This window comes from Microbacterium sp. JZ70 (assembly GCF_053903225.1).
Map to the genome: position 1 here is coordinate 360,329 of NZ_CP096405.1, position 12,622 is coordinate 372,950.

Below are 12,622 nucleotides of genomic sequence, written 5' to 3' on the forward strand. Positions count from 1 at the left end.
GCCCAGGGGCTTGCCGCAAGGCCCCCGGCACGGAGCAGAATGGTCCGCCGCGCCGGAGATTCCGGCGCGGAAGGGGGCGGCACATGTGCGACGTGATCATCATCGGCGGCGGCCCGACGGGCATGATGCTCGCGAGCGAGCTGCGCCTCCGCGACGTAAGCGTGCTCGTCCTCGAGCGCGACGCGGAGCCGACCCGCCTCGTGCGGTCACTCGGGTTGCACGCGCGCAGCATCGAGATCCTCGATCAGCGCGGGCTTCTCGAGCGCTTCCTCGAGCACGGCACGAGGCACCCCGGGGTCGGGCGCTTCGCGGGGATCGACAAGCCGCAGCCCGCCGACCTCGACACCGCGCACGGATACATCCTCGGCATCCCACAGCCGATCACCGACCGCCTGCTGGCCGAGCGCGCAGCCGAACTCGGCGCCGACATCCGCCGCGGCATCGAGATCGTCGGCTTCACACAGGATGAGGATGGCGTCACGGTCGAGCTCGCGGATGGCACGAGGGTGCGCTCCCGGTGGATGGCCGGCTGCGACGGCGGTCGCAGCCTCGTGCGCCGCGCGCTCGGCGTCGGCTTCCCCGGTGAGGCCGCGACGACGGAGTGGCTGCTCGGCGAGATCGAGATCACGGCGCCGGCGGATGAGGTGGCCACGGCCTCGGATGAGGTGCGCAAGACGCATCGCGGGTTCGGCATCGGCCCGACGCCGGACGGCCACTTCCGCGCGGTCGTGCCCGCGGCATCCGTCTCGGAGGACCGCACCGTACCCCCGACCCTCGACGAGTTCCGATCACAGCTCCGCGCCTTCGCCGGGACGGACTTCGGCGCCCACTCCCCCATCTCGCTCACCCGCTTCACCGATGCCACGCGCCTGGCCGATCGGTATCACGTGGGCCGCGTGTTCCTCGCGGGCGATGCGGCGCACGTGCATCCGCCGCTCGGCGGGCAGGGCCTGAACCTCGGCATCCAAGACGCGTTCAACCTCGGGTGGAAGCTCGCGGCAGAGATTCGCGGATGGGCCGCGCCCGGCCTGCTCGACACCTACTTCGCCGAGCGGCATCCGGTCGCGGCGGATGTGCTGACACTGACGCGCGCGCAGAGTGTGCTGATCGACGCAGCTCCTGGCCCGCAGGCAGTGCGTCGGCTTTTCGCCGAGCTGATGGACTTCGACGATGTCAACCGCTTCCTCGCGGAGCGCGTCGCGTCGATCGGGATCCGCTACGACCTCGGCTCAGACAACCCGCTCGTCGGGCGGAGGCTTCGCGACATGCCGCTGGCGGAGGGGCGCCTGTACGAGCGCATGCGCGACGGGCGGTGGCTGCTGCTCGACCCGACCGGCGGGCTGTCGGTCGACGGATGGCCCGGGATCATCCACCGGATCGCCGACGTTGGCGAGCACCTGGGTCAGGATGCTGTGCTGCTGCGGCCGGATGGGCACGTGGCGTGGGCCGGCGGCGATCAGGAGGGGCTGGAGAGGGCGCTCGAAGAGCGGATCGCGGTCGTTCGCTGAAGACGTTGTCGAAGGGAGACGACCCGAATGTCGCATGATGCCGATATCTTCATGTGACCACCCCGGGCACCCGGGCACTCGAAGGAACACCATGAGCGATCAGAACCCTCCCGAACAGCCTCCCTACCGCCCTGGCGACGTCGTCAACGGTTGGCTCCTCACCGAAGGAGGCGAATGGGTTCCCGCAACCCAACCGCCGACGGCACCTGCCTTCACCGATACAACGGCCATCTCGCAGGACCCCGTGTCGTCAGCCTCGCATCCCTTCGCACCCCAGGCGACCCCAAAGAAGAAGCGGAAGAAGTGGCCGTGGATCGTCGCGGCGGCGGTCGTGGTCGTCATCTTGGCCGTGGTGAACGTCGCTGACCAGATCATCTCGAACGCCATCACGACAGCGCGCGAAGAGAACACCTCATCCACCTCTTCAGACGGCGGCGCGAGCGCCGATGATGAGCAGGGTGACGAGGAACCCGTCGCGGAAGACGAGCCGGTGGCCGAGGAAGAACCCGAGCCCGAGCCCGTCGACTTGAGCACCTTCGGCGAGGTTGATGCGGCGACTTGGGCGGCAATCGCCGCGGACGCGAATGCCCACGTCGGCAAGCAGGTGATCGTCTACGCGGAGGTCACCCAGTACGACTCCTACACCGGCACCGACAGCGTGCGCGCGAATGTGGGCGCAACGCAGCCCGGCGGCGCGTACGAGCTCGATGTCAATACCTTCCTTGTCGCCGAGGACGACGCACCATTCAACGGAGTCGTCTCGGAGGACGTGCTGAAGGTGCACGCGGTGGTGAGCGGGGCCATCGAGTACGAGACGACGATGGGCGCGCTCCAGGTGGTCCCCGCGCTCTCGGTCGTCGCCGTCGAGAAGGTGGGTTACAAGGACCTGACGGGCGACACGGTGATCGGCGCGCCGGTCTGGAGCGGGTACGGAAGCATGGAGCTTCCGATCACGGTGACGAACAGCGCGGCGGGCCCGATGAGCTACTCCATCGAGGTCGTCGCCGAGAGCCCAGATGGCAGCACTCAGTACGACTCCGGGTACGTTCACGTCGACAATCTCAACCCCGGACAGTCGGGAACCGACAACGCCTTCTTCATGGAGATCCCGCAGGACGCCGTGTACCGCGTCGTGTCCGTCGAGCGACGGGCGCCCTGAGCGTCTTCGGGGTTCATCGGCGACATAACTCTGCAGGGCGATAGTTCCCCAACTGGCGGAAATAGATACTCCGCAGATAGGTGGAGTTGTCCCCGGGCACCGATACGCTACCGATATCCCGGTGCAAACGAGTCACCGGCGGCTTGACGAGGAGCAGCAGTGGAGTTCAGCGAGCGTTTGGAAGCGTTGGCGACCAAGGTCAGGAATCAGGCGGACGCCATCGGGACGGAGGAAGCAACGAAGAATGCCTTCGTCATGCCATTCATCTCCACCATCCTCGGGTATGACGTGTTCGACCCGCTCGAGGTTGTCCCCGAGTTCACCGCCGACGTCGGCACGAAACGCGGCGAGAAGATCGATTATGCAATCGTGCGCGACGGCGAGGTGCAGATCCTGATCGAGTGCAAGGCGTCGCTCGGCGCCCTGAAGATCGAGCACGCCTCACAGCTCTTCCGCTACTTCGCGACCACGAATGCTCGCCTGGCCGTTCTCACGAACGGAGTGGTCTGGCAGTTCTACACGGACCTGGATGCTCCGAACAAGATGGACGCGAAGCCGTTCCTCGTGCTCGATCTGCTCGACATCGACGAGACGTTGATCCCCGAGATCCAGAAGCTGAGCAAGGAGAGCTTCGACCTCGATTCGATCATCAGCGCGGCAGAGGAACTGAAGTATGTCGGCGCCCTCAAGCGCGAAATCGCTGGGCAGTTCCGAGAGCCTTCGGACGAGTGGATCAAGTTCTTCACCGCACGCGTCTATGAAGGTTCCTTCACCGCCAAGGTGCGCGAGCAATTCAGCGGGCTGGTTGGAAAGGCTTCGAAGCAGTTCCTCACCGAGCAGGTTAACGATCGCCTGAAGACTGCTCTCGGCGCGGGCGTAAGCGTTCCTGTGGGTTCCGCAACAGCTGAGGTGTCCAGCGAGAGCGTGGTCGAGCAGGACCTGAATCGAGACACCGAGATCGAAACGACCCTGGAAGAACTCGAGGGCTACCAGATCGTCAAGGCGATCGCATGTAGTGAGGTGAAGCCCCAGCGCGTCGTCCATCGCGACCAGAAGTCGTACTTCGCGATCCTCCTTGACGATAACAACCGCAAGCCCGTCGCTCGACTTCACTTCAATACGAAGCAGAAGTACCTCGGGCTCTTGGACGAGGCGAAGACCGAGACGCGCCACCCGATCGAGACCCTCGACGAGATCTACGACCACGCCGACGCGATTCGAGAGGCCGTCGCGCGTTACCGATGATCTCAAGGAGGTGGCGCGATCGCGCCACCTCCTTGGTCAATTTCTTTCCTTCGACCGCGCGGGAAGCCGCTCACGCAACCATCCCCTCAGCGCCGGGTCGCAGACGTACACGTACGTCCCGCGGATACCCCGCGTGAGCAGCACCCCGTAGATGTTCCGGATGTACTGGAGCAGGTCATCGTCTGAGTAGGAGATACCGAGAGCCGGGTTGTTCTCCTTGCCCTTCTTGTCACGGTACGACTCGCGATCGACGAACAGACGCCGAGCAAGCGGGTCGTATCGCAGATCAGGACCGATGATCACGCCTGCATAGTTGAGGTCGTATCCCTGCACCGTATGGATCGAACCGACCTCGTCGAGGGAACCCGGCGCGTTGATCCAGTCCTTGTCAGTGCTGTTCCAGCGGAGCCTGACCCCGTCGAGCTCGATGTCGAAGGCGCTGGGGTCGCGACGGCTTCGCCACTCCCAGGCGTAGCCAGCGACGAGTCGCGCAAGCCCGTGCTCCTCGTCCTTGCGAAGGATCGTCATGCGCATGTCAGCAAGGTCATCGAAGAACCGCAGGTCGTACTCGCCGAGCATCTCCCCCGACACGTCAGCGCCCTCCTCGCCCCGCAACAGCCGGCGGATGGCGTCGACATAGTCCGCTCCTGCCTTCACCCGCATCTGGGTGAGCAGCGGATACCGGCGGCTGAGAGCCGACGCCGCGCGCACCTCCGCGGCGAGCGTCGCCGCGGGCAGGTCGGCCGGCCGGACGCTCTGCTCGCCGTCCACGAGAAGGATTCGGTGCGAACTGCGCGCCTTGATCCAGTCGAGCTGCGTCTTCGAGAGATCATCCGCGCCGAACAGCCGCTTGTTGATCTCGATGAAGTCGCGATTGAGCATGCCAGACGACTGATTCGCTCGCTGGTTGAGCCGATGCGTCTCGTCGACGATCAGCAGGTCAAACGGCTCCTCGGCCTTTCCCACGTCATACGGCGAGAGGACCATCGACGGATCCAGTTTCGGAGTCTTCTTGAACACCTTCCGGATGGACAGCCGCAGCGACTGCTGCGGAACCACCAGCGCCATCCGGAAGTCCTGCAACCGGGCCCGATGCTCCGGGACGAACAGATCCGCGAAGATCGAGTCAGGCTGCACCTCGTCGTTCTCGTCGTGATCGCGGATGTCGGCGATCAGCTTCATGAGGAAGATCGCGACGATCGTCTTGCCGGTGCCGGGCTGGCCCTGAACCACGGCGGTCGAATCGACACCCGTCTCGAGGTCGGCGAAGAGCCCCTCCAGGATGTCCTCGACAGCCGCAGCTTGATCATTCGTCAGGGCCTTGAAGGGCGACAGCTTGAAGAGGTCGCTGTTCTCGATCTGCGGGATCGAGCGCTCGAAGACCCCGTCGGCCCGCAGCTGCTCGAAGATGTCGCGGAAAGATTCGCGATACAGGTCCCTGTCGAAATACGCCGCGTCGGTGATGCCCTCATTCCCATTGAGAACCGTGAACCTACCGTCCCCGGCGAGCCAGCGAATCAGGTGCGACTCGAGATCGAGGCATACGGACTTGTTGAACCGATCGTCGATGACGACGCGGATGGTCGTGAGTCCGGCCTCCCGCTTGCTCGCGTTCGCGAGGTGCTGCTTCATCCGCGCTGCGGCGTTCAGGGTCTCGCCGACGTAGACCGCCGGACGCGCCTGCCGCTGGTCGCCGTCGAGGACGTAGACGACCGGCCAATCCGTATGCGCGCGATCTCGCCGCCCCCAGGTGCGGACCTCCTTCGCGTCGAACGGGAGGCGCTCGATCCTAGAGGGCGTCATACTTCGTGCTCCGCCCCTTCGCACGCTCCACCGGGTACTTCTGTCGCGTCTTCGCGAGCTTGCTCAGCACGATCTCGTACGGGTCGACACCGAGCTTGTCCGCGAGAAGTAAACAGTACGTGAGGACATCGGCGAGCTCGTCGCGGATGTCGGCCGGGTCACCGTCGGCGTTCCACTGGAAGCACTCGAGCAGCTCAGCCGCCTCGATGGCGATGCTCTTCGCGAGGTTCTCGGTCGTGTGGAACTGAGCCCAGTCGCGCTCGCGGACGAACGCGCGCAGCTCTTCGAAGACCGCAACGCTTGACATACGGCGAACGTATCAGCGGTCGAGGCCGCCCGCGCTCCCGCCGCGGCTCGCCGCTCGACGGTCGGCTAGCCTCGCCTATCGATCGATGCGCCTAACCACTCACGATCTAGACCGTCTGGAGGTCACGCAAATCCGCGACCAGTTACACGCCCGACGAGATACGACGATCGGTTCTCCAACACGGAGGTGGGTGATTCTTCCTCACGAAGGACCAACCCCTGACTGCGCCAGATCTCGGCCGCATCTCCGGTTCGCCGTTCGCATTCTTCATACATCTGACGCAACGTAAGGTTCTTCCGCATCTTCCGCCACGTAAGGGCGTCGTGGGCGGTCAGCAAGACGAGATTAGCCAGAAGCGCCGCGCTCGCCACACGGCCGAACGTGCCTTCGCTTAGTTGCTCCCGCGTGAACAGGTATTCGTGTTGTCCTTCACTCGACCCGACAACCTCGCCAGACAGCAATGACCGCGCCTTCTCGCGACGAAGGAGCAGATCGAACCCGATTGTGACTGCCGAACCGCCACGGCGAACGCGCCCCACGAACAAGTCCGGCTCAATTGGTTTGCGAACCTCCAGCGCGCGGACGGGATCACCGCCCTTAACTTCCCGAATCAAGCGCGTCAGGTAAGACTCAGGCTTGCTCTGATACTCCTCGGCGAAGGTAGAACGCCACAACCAATCCTCAATCTCGGCCGGACGCAACTTAACCTTAAAGAGCATGATCCCGAACAGAATGAGCCGTTGCGCTTCATATGGCACCTCAGACAAGCCGGAGATTGCCAGACGCTGGAGGAATTCCGACATGCGGTCAAGCGCAGCCTCCATCTCCGACACTTCGTTCGACAAACCCCCGGGGCGCAAGGAAAGATTCTTAAGTTGCCCAACGTCTCTCGAATCGAGCGACAGGCCAGCGGCGACCGATAGACAGCGAATCAGGAACTCATCATTTAGACCATCCAGGGGCGTGGCGCGGAATCTCTCCGAGAGAGTGTCAAACGTATCCTCGAGGTCGAAGTTGGATCGCCACGTGAGAGCACGGACGAAGTCGACAGAAGACAGGGGGGTGCCACTGCTATTGACGCGCCGGAAGACCTCGACAACATCCTCAAGGCGTGCATTCGAAAGAGCGATAATGGGGACCTGATAGTCCTGGAATGTCGCGTACAGATCAAGGGCTCGAGGCAGGAGCGCCTCCCCGTTCTCGAGCGCCGCTATGTCGCCTTGAACCTTGAGGAAGCTACGACTGTCAAATAGGGCACTCATAGGAACGTGCCACGCTTCAAGCGACCGAACAGAATCGGCGTGCACAAATTCGTCGCTGTCGGCGTCGTAGTAGATCTTGTACTTCGGACTTGCATCCGGGTGTCGCAAGCATCCATAAAGACTGGAAAGCCTTTGGGCGCCGTCGAGGATGACCTCAAACGAAGTGACGCGCTCGTCAGCTTCCGGAAACGCTTCCGTCCGAAAACCGGAGAAATATCCGTCGGCAGACTCAACCTTCCACGTCAACACACTGCCAATGGGGTATCCCCGCTTGATACTTTCGAGCAACTCCAGAACGTCGCTCTCGTCCCACACGAAATGCCGTTGAAATCGCGGAATCCTTAGCGAGGTCCGGTCGATTTGGCGCAGCACAACATTGAGGTACTGTGCCCGCGGCTCCGGATTCTCCATATTCAGTCCTTATCTTCGAAGGCGGCGAGACGTTCCTTCAATCGCACGAGAGACGCCTCAATGTAGTGTGCGCTGTGACCGACATAAGAAGCCTCAAAATCAGCATCACCAAACTGCCACGCGAGCTTACGTTTCTTTACCGAGGGCGCTTGTCCGGTGCGTTTTAGTTCGTAGAGGAGGTGCGTGAGTTCACTGAGCGTATCTTGGAGCTTTGTAAGCACCTTCACTTCTAGTGCAATGTGAACGTCTGCTCCGGACCCGTCGACTACGGGAATGACGACATAGATGTGACGAGCGTGATACCCGGAATCTTTCGCGTGATACCGAGGGAAGGACTTCAACCCGAGGGCCTTCGCAGCTCCAGCAATGCGGGAACTAACATCGACGACCCCGTCAACGAACGGCACGACAAACTTCGTGCGGATCAGATCGTCCGCGAATTCGTGCACCCTGTCCGGCGTAACCCATGCACGGACAGAGGGGACGCGCTTCTTCTCCGCCCGGTCGTCAATGCTAAGGAGCTGAGGAGGACCGTCTTCGGGATTCTCCTCAATATTAAGTCGATAGAGCTTGTCGAGCACAGACTCCCACGGTTTCACAACCAGCTTGAATGCCGTTTCCCCATTTGCCCACGCGTCGACGGCTCTTATCTTCCCAACTACGAGTTCTCTGGAAAGCTGATCGTGCAGGTCCGATAGCTCCCAATAGAATTCGTGATTTTGCACATCCATCTGCGCAGTCGTTATGAAAGAGCGGTATGGAGCTTCAAAGGCGGAAAAGTCCACGCCGACGACGCTGGAGAGCCTCTCGATCATGGTCACCCGCTCGTCCGAGGATGTCTCGCCGGCGGCTTTAGCGCGCTCACCGGGAAGGCCATCTACGACGGCGTCTTCGGCCTCAGTCAACGTTCATCCTCACTGAACACGAGTGTTTGATCGGAACCATAGCAACCCCATACGCCCCGGACTCGCTCACACTGCGGGACCCGAAGTGTGCGCGAATGTAGTTGACCGACACGAAGTGGCTCTCTACGTCTCGGATCTGACCTAGCCCTATCGCACGCACATCAACCGCGGCCCCGCGTCGCTTCCCGCCGTCCCCCGCCCCTCAACCGCCTCACGCCCCGCCCGGTAGACTCTCCTCGTCCGCTCCCCCTCGCCCCTCAGGAGCTTCCGCGTGACCACGCCCGCATCATCCGCTGCCCCGCACGCCCACGTCGCCGACACCGTCGAGAACGCCGTGGCCACTCCCGAGAAGGAGCAGCCGTACGACGCGCTGGGCCTGAAGCCCGACGAGTACGAGCAGATCAAGGCCATCCTCGGCCGCCGCCCCACGTCGGGCGAGCTCGCGATGTACTCCGTGATGTGGAGCGAGCACTGCTCCTACAAGAGCTCGAAGATCTACCTGCGCCGCTTCGGCCAGAAGGTCAGCGACGAGATGCGCGAGCGCCTCATGGTCGGCATGGGCCAGAACGCGGGCGTTGTCGACGTCGGCGAGGGCTGGGCCGTGACCTTCAAGGTCGAGTCGCACAACCATCCGTCGTACATCGAGCCGTTCCAGGGCGCCGCGACCGGCGTCGGCGGCATCGTCCGCGACATCATCTCGATGGGCGCGCGCCCGGTCGCCGTCATGGACCAGCTGCGCTTCGGCGCCATCGACCACCCCGACACCGCGCGCGTCGTGCACGGCGTCGTCTCGGGCATCTCGTCGTACGGAAACTGCCTCGGCCTGCCGAACATCGGCGGCGAGACGGTCTTCGACGCGGTCTACCAGGCGAACCCCCTCGTCAACGCGCTCGCGGTCGGCGTCATGCGCCATGAGGACATCCGCCTCGCCAACGCGACCGGAGCCGGCAACAAGGTCGTGCTCTTCGGCGCCCGCACGGGCGGCGACGGCATCGGCGGCGCCTCGATCCTCGCGTCGGACACCTTCGCCGACGGCGGCCCGACCAAGCGCCCCGCGGTGCAGGTCGGCGACCCCTTCGCCGAGAAGGTGCTCATCGAGTGCTGCCTCGAGCTCTACAAGGGCGACCTCGTCGAGGCCATCCAGGACCTCGGCGCCGCGGGCATCTCGTGCGCCACGAGCGAGCTCGCCGCGAACGGCGGCTCGGGCATGAAGGTCGAGCTCACGAACGTGCTCCTCCGCGACCCCTCGCTCACCCCCGAGGAGATCCTCATGAGCGAGTCGCAGGAGCGCATGATGGCGATCGTCGCTCCCGAGAAGCTCGACGCCTTCCTCGCCGTCACGTCGAAGTGGGACGTCGAGACGAGCGTTCTCGGCGAGGTCACCGGGGATGGCCGGCTCGTCATCACGTGGGACGGCGAGACCATCGTCGACGTCGACCCCTCGACGGTCGCAGTCGACGGCCCGGTCTACGAGCGCCCCGTCGCCTACCCGACGTGGATCGACGCCCTCCAGGAGGACTCGGCGTCGGCGCTCCCGCGCCCGACCGAGCCCGAGGCCATCCGCGAGCAGTTCACCCGGCTCGTCGCGAGCCCGAACCTCGCCGACACCTCGTGGATCACGAACCAGTACGACTACTACGTGCTCGGCAACACGGCCCTGTCGTTCCCCGACGACGCCGGCATGATCCGCGTCGACGAGGAGTCGGGCCTCGGCTTCTCGATCGCGACCGACGCCAACGGCCGCTACTGCCAGCTCGACCCGTACGCGGGCGCGCAGCTCGCCCTCGCCGAGGCGTACCGCAACGTCGCCGTCACGGGCGCGACCCCGACGGCCGTCACCGACTGCCTGAACTTCGGGTCGCCCGAGAACCCCGAGGTCATGTGGCAGTTCTCGCAGGCCGTCGACGGCCTGTCCGATGCGTGCCTCGCCCTCGGCGTGCCGGTCACGGGCGGCAACGTCTCGTTCTACAACCAGACCGGCGACACCCCGATCCACCCGACCCCCGTCGTCGGCGTGCTGGGCATCATCGACGACGTCGCGCGCCGCATCCCGAGCGGATGGCAGGACGCGGGCGAGAACATCTACCTCCTCGGCATCACGCGCGAGGAGCTCGACGGCTCGGCCTGGGCCGACGTCGTGCACGGCCACCTCGGCGGACGCCCGCCGGCCGTCGACCTCGAGGGCGAGAAGCGCCTCGCGGGCCTCATCGCCGCCGCACGCGACGAGTGGCTCATCTCGTCGGCGCACGACCTCTCGGAGGGCGGCCTCGGCCAGGCCCTCGCCGAGGGCGTGCTGCGCTTCGGCGTGGGCGCGCGCGTCTGGCTCACCGAGATCATGGAGCGCGACGGCGTCGACGCCGCGACGGCCCTGTTCAGCGAGTCGACGGGCCGTGTCATCGTGACTGTGCCCCGCGAGGAGGACGTGAAGTTCCGCGGGCTCTGCGAGGGCCGCGGCTACCCCGTGCTCCGCATCGGCGTCACCGACACCGTCGCCGACCTCGAGGTGCAGGACGTCTTCACCGTCTCGGCCGCGGAGCTCCGCGAGCTCTCGACCTCCACGCTGCCGAAGCACTTCGGCCCGACCGTGGTCGAGCCCACCGCCTGATGACGACTCCGGAAGAGGACGACGAGTTCGCCGCGTACTCCACGCAGCGCACGCGCCGCATCCGCATCACGGCGTGGATCGCCATCGTCGCGCTCATCGCGACGGGCGGCGGCTCCGCGCTGTTCGCGCTGCTCTTCCCGTAAGCCATCGTCTTCGACGCGCAGCGGCCATCCGGATCTCGGATGGCCGCTGTCGCGTTGTGGGGGCGTCCTCCCTGGGGCATGTCTCGGTCGTGGCGGTTCCTCCCTCCGGCATGTCTCACTCGTTCAGGCTTCCGGGGTGGTTTGGCCGGCATAAGCGAGACATGCGAGGGGCGGGGAGCCGCTCACACCGCGCGCATAAGGTCGGCGGATAGCTTCGGTCGCACAGAGGGAGTACTTCCACCGCGGTCAACCCGTCAGTACGGACTCGCCATCGAGTTCCGGGCGGCCGGCTCCGCATCCGGAGCGAAGGAGACTTTGGCAGACGTCGGCTGCGCCGACCCTTCCGGAAGGACCCCATGAGCAAGCTCAACCAGTTCATCAAGCTCGCGAAGAAGGCCATGGACGCGAGCTCCTCCTCGTCCTCGTCGCAGCGCGGCTCGTCGAGCACCGACTGGATGGCCAAGGCACGCGGCGCCGTCGACTCGCTCCTCGGGGACGAGCGGCCGGCGAGCCCTCAGCCGAGCCACCGCCAGGACCACGCGCCGGACACCCGGCGCTCGACCGGGCTCACCCCTCCTCCGTACCCCGCCTCGCATCCGTCGGCGTCGCGCTCGGCGCGCACCGCGCCATCCGGATCCGCGCAGGACCGCGCCGCGATCGCCCGCTACGACTACCTCCTGCAGACCGCGCGCCCCGATCAGATCGAGCAGGTGCACCGCGAGGCCTTCGCGCGGCTCACGCCCGAGCAGCGCGCGCAGGTCGCCGAGCGGATGCGGTCGGAGCTGCCGCCGTACGAGCACCCGCGCTCGTACGATGCTCCCGAGCTCGCGCGGGTCGCCGCTCGTGCGGAGGCGTCGCAGCCGGGCAGGCTCCGCGGGCTCCTCGCCCGCACGCGGACGGTCGGCATCGCCGGCGGCGCCGTCGCGGGCGGCCTCGCGGTCGGCGGAATCCTCGCGGCGGTCGCGGGCGGGGCCATCCTCACGAGCATCGGCTCCGAGATCATCGGCCACGCTCTCGGAGCCGGCGTCGACTTCGACGCCCTCGCAGAAGGTGTCGACGTGTCGGCGATCGCCGAAGGTGCTGGCGGCTTCGTCTCGGAGGCCGGCGCGTTCACGCAGGGCCTCGGCGACCAGGTGTCGGAGGCCGGCAGCGGCCTGGGCGACCCCGCGTCGGAATTCGGGCTCGGCGACTTCTTCGGGCGCTGAGCCCCCCTGCATGTCTCACTTCTTCACCCCACCGAGCGGCGGAAGGGTGCATGAGCGAGACATGCAGGT

The 12,622-nt window shown here is 65.3% G+C and carries 10 protein-coding genes; 6 read left to right on the forward strand and 4 right to left on the reverse strand.

Features of this window, described 5'->3' with window-relative positions:
• Positions 1-83: 83 nt before the first annotated feature.
• The 3 genes from M1D46_RS01615 to M1D46_RS01625 all read left to right on the forward strand — a co-directional run bounded on the left by M1D46_RS01615 (position 84) and on the right by M1D46_RS01625 (position 3,912).
• Entirely contained in the window at positions 84-1,508 is a 1,425-nt protein-coding gene (locus tag M1D46_RS01615) for an FAD-dependent monooxygenase (protein WP_456286394.1), read from the forward strand.
• 91 nt (positions 1,509-1,599) lie between these two features.
• Positions 1,600-2,667: a hypothetical protein gene (locus tag M1D46_RS01620; protein ID WP_456286395.1), complete on the forward strand. Its 1,068-nt coding sequence runs from the start codon at positions 1,600-1,602 to the stop codon at positions 2,665-2,667.
• A gap of 159 nt (positions 2,668-2,826) precedes the next feature.
• Positions 2,827-3,912, forward strand: a complete 1,086-nt coding sequence (locus tag M1D46_RS01625; RefSeq protein ID WP_456286396.1) for a type I restriction endonuclease — start codon at positions 2,827-2,829, stop codon at positions 3,910-3,912.
• A 36-nt stretch (positions 3,913-3,948) separates the two neighbouring features.
• On the opposite strand, the gene M1D46_RS01630 is transcribed toward M1D46_RS01625, so the two are convergent.
• The 4 genes from M1D46_RS01630 to M1D46_RS01645 all read right to left on the reverse strand — a co-directional run bounded on the left by M1D46_RS01630 (position 3,949) and on the right by M1D46_RS01645 (position 8,600).
• Positions 3,949-5,715, reverse strand: a complete 1,767-nt coding sequence (locus M1D46_RS01630; protein WP_456286397.1) for a DNA/RNA helicase domain-containing protein — start codon at positions 5,713-5,715, stop codon at positions 3,949-3,951.
• The gene (locus M1D46_RS01635; protein WP_271174159.1) at positions 5,702-6,022 is read right to left on the reverse strand and encodes a nucleotide pyrophosphohydrolase; all 321 of its coding nucleotides are present in this window, start codon (positions 6,020-6,022) and stop codon (positions 5,702-5,704) included. Before M1D46_RS01635 ends, M1D46_RS01630 begins: the two co-directional genes overlap by 14 nt.
• A 122-nt stretch (positions 6,023-6,144) precedes the next feature.
• Positions 6,145-7,695: a DUF262 domain-containing protein gene (locus M1D46_RS01640; protein WP_271174160.1), complete on the reverse strand. Its 1,551-nt coding sequence runs from the start codon at positions 7,693-7,695 to the stop codon at positions 6,145-6,147.
• 2 nt (positions 7,696-7,697) lie between these two features.
• Complete coding sequence (locus M1D46_RS01645; RefSeq protein ID WP_456286398.1) at positions 7,698-8,600, reverse strand: hypothetical protein; 903 nt, start codon at positions 8,598-8,600, stop codon at positions 7,698-7,700.
• Between the two features lie 271 nt (positions 8,601-8,871).
• On the opposite strand from M1D46_RS01645, the gene purL reads away from it, so the two are divergent.
• The 3 genes from purL (at position 8,872) to M1D46_RS01660 (ending at position 12,553) form a co-directional block, all read left to right on the forward strand.
• A complete protein-coding gene (gene purL, locus M1D46_RS01650; RefSeq protein WP_456286399.1) occupies positions 8,872-11,205 on the forward strand; it encodes a phosphoribosylformylglycinamidine synthase subunit PurL in 2,334 nt (777 codons plus the stop codon).
• The gene (locus tag M1D46_RS01655) at positions 11,205-11,348 is read left to right on the forward strand and encodes a hypothetical protein (protein WP_282979923.1); all 144 of its coding nucleotides are present in this window, start codon (positions 11,205-11,207) and stop codon (positions 11,346-11,348) included. The genes purL and M1D46_RS01655 overlap by 1 nt, the downstream gene beginning before the upstream one ends.
• Positions 11,349-11,704: 356 nt before the next feature.
• Complete coding sequence (locus M1D46_RS01660; RefSeq protein ID WP_456286400.1) at positions 11,705-12,553, forward strand: cation-transporting ATPase; 849 nt, start codon at positions 11,705-11,707, stop codon at positions 12,551-12,553.
• The last annotated feature ends 69 nt before the right edge of the window (positions 12,554-12,622 follow it).